This window comes from Hyphomonas sp. (assembly GCF_040882205.1).
Taxonomy (GTDB): domain Bacteria; phylum Pseudomonadota; class Alphaproteobacteria; order Caulobacterales; family Hyphomonadaceae; genus Hyphomonas.
In genome coordinates this window covers 1-4,576 of the sequence record NZ_JBBEBT010000149.1, presented here as the reverse complement: position 1 = coordinate 4,576, position 4,576 = coordinate 1, and the positions used below count along the sequence as shown (strand labels likewise).

Genomic DNA, 4,576 nt, shown 5'->3' with positions numbered 1-4,576 from the left:
GACACGCCCGTCAGCGGCCTTGATCTTCGGGTCGTCAAGGGCCGCAATGAAGCCGCGGCTGGCGAGGGCCGTTTCGCTGACATCGTCCCACGGCAATCTGGCTGAAAAAGCTTCGTTAGCGAGCAGGGTCGCTGGTGTCGCTTCGCCGGTGGACGCAAGAACTGGATCGCTCGTGGCGGCGCAGGCCGCGCAAACGGCGGCGATGACGGCGAAGGTAAGGGTCCGGTGCATCAAAGTTCCTCCCAGGGAAATGCTGCGTCCGGCGCATCGCCGGGCGCTGTTTGGAATGAACCTATAGGCGTTCCCCGGGGACGCAATATGTGCCGTCGCTTTCCTCGCGGCAGGCAGATGGCCCCGGACTGGACCAGGGGGCGTCCGGCGGGCTATCTCAGGGGCATGATCACCGGACCGACATCGCACAGCTACATCTCACAGCGCGTTCGCCTGCACTACGTGGATTGGGGCAACCCGGACGCGCCGCCGCTCATCCTGCTGCACGGCGGGCGCGACCATTGCCGGAGCTGGGACTGGGTGGCCGAAGAACTGCGCCATGACTGGCACGTGATCGCGCCGGACCTGCGCGGGCACGGCGACAGCGGCTGGTCGTCCGACGGCGACTATTCAGTGCGCTCCTGCGTGTATGATCTCGCCCAGCTGATCCACCAGAAGAAGCTGGCGCCGTTAACCATCGTTGCGCACTCGTATGGTGGCAACATTTCACTGCGCTATGCGGGCATCTATCCCGAAAATGTCCTTAAAATCGTGGCAATCGAGGGGCTCGGGCCTTCGCCGAAGATGCTGAAGGAGCGGATGGCTGAGCCGATTGCCAAACGGATGCACACCTGGATCGAGGCCAAGCGCGCAGCGGCAGGCCGGAGCCCGAAGAAGTATGCGACGCTGGAAGAAGCCTATCAGCGGATGAAAGAAGAGAACGGCTATCTCTCCGACGCGCAGGCGCGCCATCTGACCATCAACGGCATCAGCCAGAATGAGGACAGCACCTATTCCTGGAAGTTCGACAACCACTTCCGGGTGATGGTGCCCTATGATCTGCCACAGGAAGAGGTGGACGCGCTCTGGCGCGATATCACCTGCCCGACGCTGCTGCTGTACGGACAGAACAGCTGGGCGTCGAACCCTGAAAAGGACGGACGCATTGCAAACTTCAGGAATGCACAGGTAAAGATCTACGAGAATGCGGGCCACTGGCTGCATCACGACCAGTTCGACCGGTTTGCGGCGGAGCTGAAGGCGTTTCTCTGACGTGCAGTGCGCTCAGGTGAAATGCAGGCGGCGGTACTTGCCCCGGAAGTAGAGCAGCGGATCGCGGCGCGGATCGAACGCTGCGCGGAGCACTTCGCCGACGAGTATGACATGGTCACCGGCGTCGTACATGTCATGGCGGCGGCATTCGAAATTCGCGAGGGCATTCGAGAGCAGAGGCGCGTCATGCCGGCCGCGCTTCCAAGGCGTCTGGCGGAACCGGTCTTCGCCTTGCTGCGCAAAGACATTAGAGGCTGGCTGCTGGCCGATGTGCAGGACGTTGACGGCGAAGTGTTGTGCCACTTCGAGCGCCTTGAGGCTGCTCGATGTCTTGGCGATGCAGACGAGCAGCAGCGGCGGGTTCAGCGAGACGGATGTGAAGGAATTGGCGGTGAGGCCGACCGGGTCTCCGTTCGCTTCGAAGGTGGTGATGACCGTGACGCCGGTGGCGAAACAGCCGAGCGCATCGCGCAGCGTTCGGGCATCGGAGCCTGAGCGGTATTCCGGAACAAAGCGCGGAATGCGCCGTTCGAGAAAATCGAGCAGGGTGGCGCTGAAGAGATCTGCGCGGTCAGCGGCGACGACATGCCCGGCGTCACCGATCTCGACATACTCAGCCCCGGGGATCTGGTCGACGATGCGGCTGGCGGAGGCGGCGTCTGTGATTTCGCTGAGGGCGCCGCGCACGAACAGGGCGGGCACACGGATGTTGGGCGCGGCAGCCCTGAACCGCGTGAGAGCGTCTTCGAGATGGAAGCGCTCAAGCATGCGCGGGTCCCAGGCGCCCCTGGCGGTTTCGGACGCAGCACGCAGGGCGCCTGCCGTTTTGCGGATATTCGTGAGGTCCAGATCTGGGGGTGCGTCGACCAGGATCAGGCCTGCGGCGAGATGTCCGCCATCCTCGCCGACGGCGGCCGTTGCAACCCAGCCGCCGAGCGATGCGCCGACAATGACGGGCCGTGACGGCAACTGCGAAAGTATGGCCCGCAGATCCTCAACATAGGCACCGAAATCGTAGCGCCCGTCGGCGGGCCATTCGCTTTCGCCGTGGCCCCGAAGATCGATTGCGATGACCTGCCGGCCTGCCCGCACGAGGGCAACCGCTGCCTCGTTCCAGATATCCCGGGTCTGGCCACCGCCATGCACCAGCAGCACCAGCGGATCATCAGGATCGCCGCGCCGGTCGCCGCGAATGGCGACTCCGGCAAACCCTTTGAACTGCGAAAGTGGCATGAGCGCTCCTGGACCCTGCAGTGGTGGCGGGCGTACCGGGAACGATGCACCTTCAGACACTGGACGTAGACCGCCCGATGTAGCGCGACCATGGTCCAATTGCGAGACTGCTGGCCGCAGACGGCGCGGGCCGCGCCGGAAAGCGGATGCACTGGAAGTCACGCCGCCCCCGTCACGCCGCCCCCGTCACGCCATGCCCACTCCCCTGTCTGGGATTTGTCGCGCAGGCGGCTGCGGAAGTCCCGCTTTTCACTTTCGAGGTTAATGGAGAGCCTGCTTCGCAAGCCCGTCCGGCGTGAACCCGGCCGGGCGGCGCAGGCTTCCAGAAGATCTGTCTGGCACGCCGATAGCCTTCATGGAACCGCCGGGGCCGGGGCCCTGGAGCGAGAAGCCGGCTGCGTCCCCGATGGCGCCAACCGTTCAGAAGTCCTCCTGCCTGGACAAGGCATCCATCGTTTCGAAGGCGGTCCAGCGATAGCCCTGCCCGGCCCAGCTTTTGCGGACGAGGTAGAGGCGTTCCGTCATGCCGTAGCCGACGATCAGCATGGCGCGGCCCGAACGTGGCTGGCGGATCAGGCTTTCCCGAGCAGGCGGCCGAGGACATCCGCGAGGGATATTTCCATCATCGGCTTGCGGACGTGCGCCGCAAATCCGCCTTTCATGGCAATGCGCTCGAGCGAGTCTACGTCCCAGCCCGAGATCAGCACGGCGGGCTGGTTGAATCCGCGCTGACGCAGGGATGCGAGCAGTTGTGTCCCGTCGCTGCCCTCCAGTTTCAGGTCAATCACGAAACAGTCGCAATCGGCGGCGGCGGCCGACGCGAGAAGTTCTGCGCCTCCGGCGAAGACATCGACATCGTAGCCTCGTGCGCCGAGCAGGACGAACAGTGAGCGACGAACCGCGTCGCTGTCGTCGATGACGGCTATGCGGGGATGGCGGGAAACAGGTACAGGAAGTGCCATGCCGGGTGCCGCGTTTGACTGAGCACCGACCCTAGTGCGTCATGCGGCCGCGCGTCTTTAGGTACATCCCCTAGGAGGCAGCAGGGCCGCCAAATCCGGCTGCGAAGGCGATCCTGAGCACCGTGGACAGACTCGGCGCGTCCATCTTCTCCATCAGATTTGCGCGGTGAATCTCGACCGTGCGGGGCGAAATATCGAGGGTTTCGGCGATCGCCTTATTGGTTTGCCCCTCGACAAGACCGTTCAGGACATCCCGTTCCCGGGCCGTCAGACGCTCGATCAGCCCGCGTGCTTCCTCGGCGAGGACGTCTTCCTTGCGGCGCGCCTCCAACCGATCGAATGCCCGCGTCAGGGCATCGACCAGCGTTTGCTTGGCATAGGGCTTTTCGACGAAATCGACCGCTCCCGCTTTCATGGCCCGAACGGCGACCCCGATGTCCCCGTGCCCAGTCAGCACGATGACGGGCATTGCAACGCCCCGGTTGTTGAGGGTTTCCTGGACTTCGAGACCGTCCATGCCCGGCATCTGCACATCGAGGAGAATGCAGCCGCGCTCGGCTTCGGCGACCTGCTCAAGGAAGGCGACCCCGTCGGTATAGGTTTTCACCCGGAAACCGGCATGGCGGAGCATAAAGCTGGCCGAGTGCCGGATGGCTTCGTCATCATCAACCAGGTGGATCAGGCGCAGTTCGTTCATGTTGAGGGTTTACCCGTATCCTGCCGGAGTGTGAACCTAAAACAGGTTCCACCCTGCGGCGCCGCAACAGCGTTGATGGTGCCGCCGTGGGCCTCCACGATCGTCTGGCAGATCGAAAGCCCAAGACCCATACCTTGCGCCTTCGTGGTCGCGAACGGCTTGAAGATCGACTCTTTCATTTCCGGCGATAGCCCCGGTCCATTGTCGCAGACTTCGATCTCTACATAACCCGGTCCATCTGACAAAGAGGCGCGCAGATCGATGCGGGCATTGTCGCGGCCCGTCATGGCGTCCAGTGCATTGCGGACAAGATTGATCACAACCTGCTGAACCTGGATGGGATCTGCCAGCACACGGTCGATATTCCCGTCCACCGTGATGGTGACCGGAATGTCCGACCGGTCGCGCGAAGTTCTTGTCA

Annotated in this window: 6 protein-coding genes and 1 pseudogene; 1 reads left to right on the top strand and 6 read right to left on the bottom strand. The window is 63.5% G+C overall.

Annotation, left to right across the window (positions count from 1 at the left end; translation table 11 throughout):
• A pseudogene (locus WEA77_RS06060) lies at positions 1–231 on the bottom strand (MBL fold metallo-hydrolase); the annotation flags it as partial.
• Positions 232–348: 117 nt separating this feature from the next.
• Here WEA77_RS06060 and WEA77_RS06055 point away from each other — a divergent pair.
• Positions 349–1,263, top strand: coding sequence for an alpha/beta fold hydrolase (locus WEA77_RS06055; protein WP_368066975.1), 915 nt, complete (start codon positions 349–351; stop codon positions 1,261–1,263).
• Positions 1,264–1,275: 12 nt separating this feature from the next.
• Here WEA77_RS06055 and WEA77_RS06050 read toward each other — a convergent pair whose 3' ends face one another.
• The 5 genes from WEA77_RS06050 to WEA77_RS06030 all read right to left on the bottom strand — a co-directional run.
• Positions 1,276–2,496 carry an alpha/beta fold hydrolase gene (locus WEA77_RS06050; RefSeq protein ID WP_368066974.1) on the bottom strand — a complete coding sequence of 407 codons (1,221 nt, stop codon included), beginning with the start codon at positions 2,494–2,496 and terminating at the stop codon, positions 1,276–1,278.
• A 420-nt stretch (positions 2,497–2,916) separates the two neighbouring features.
• Positions 2,917–3,042 (bottom strand): hypothetical protein, encoded by a 126-nt coding sequence (locus WEA77_RS06045; RefSeq protein WP_368066973.1) that lies wholly within the window; start codon positions 3,040–3,042, stop codon positions 2,917–2,919.
• Between the two features lie 26 nt (positions 3,043–3,068).
• Positions 3,069–3,458 (bottom strand): response regulator, encoded by a 390-nt coding sequence (locus WEA77_RS06040; protein WP_368066972.1) that lies wholly within the window; start codon positions 3,456–3,458, stop codon positions 3,069–3,071.
• Positions 3,459–3,528: 70 nt separating this feature from the next.
• Positions 3,529–4,155 carry a response regulator transcription factor gene (locus WEA77_RS06035; protein WP_368066971.1) on the bottom strand — a complete coding sequence of 209 codons (627 nt, stop codon included), beginning with the start codon at positions 4,153–4,155 and terminating at the stop codon, positions 3,529–3,531.
• The coding region (locus WEA77_RS06030) for a sensor histidine kinase (RefSeq protein ID WP_368066970.1) at positions 4,152–4,576 on the bottom strand (425 nt) is incomplete at its 5' end. The genes WEA77_RS06030 and WEA77_RS06035, both read right to left, overlap by 4 nt.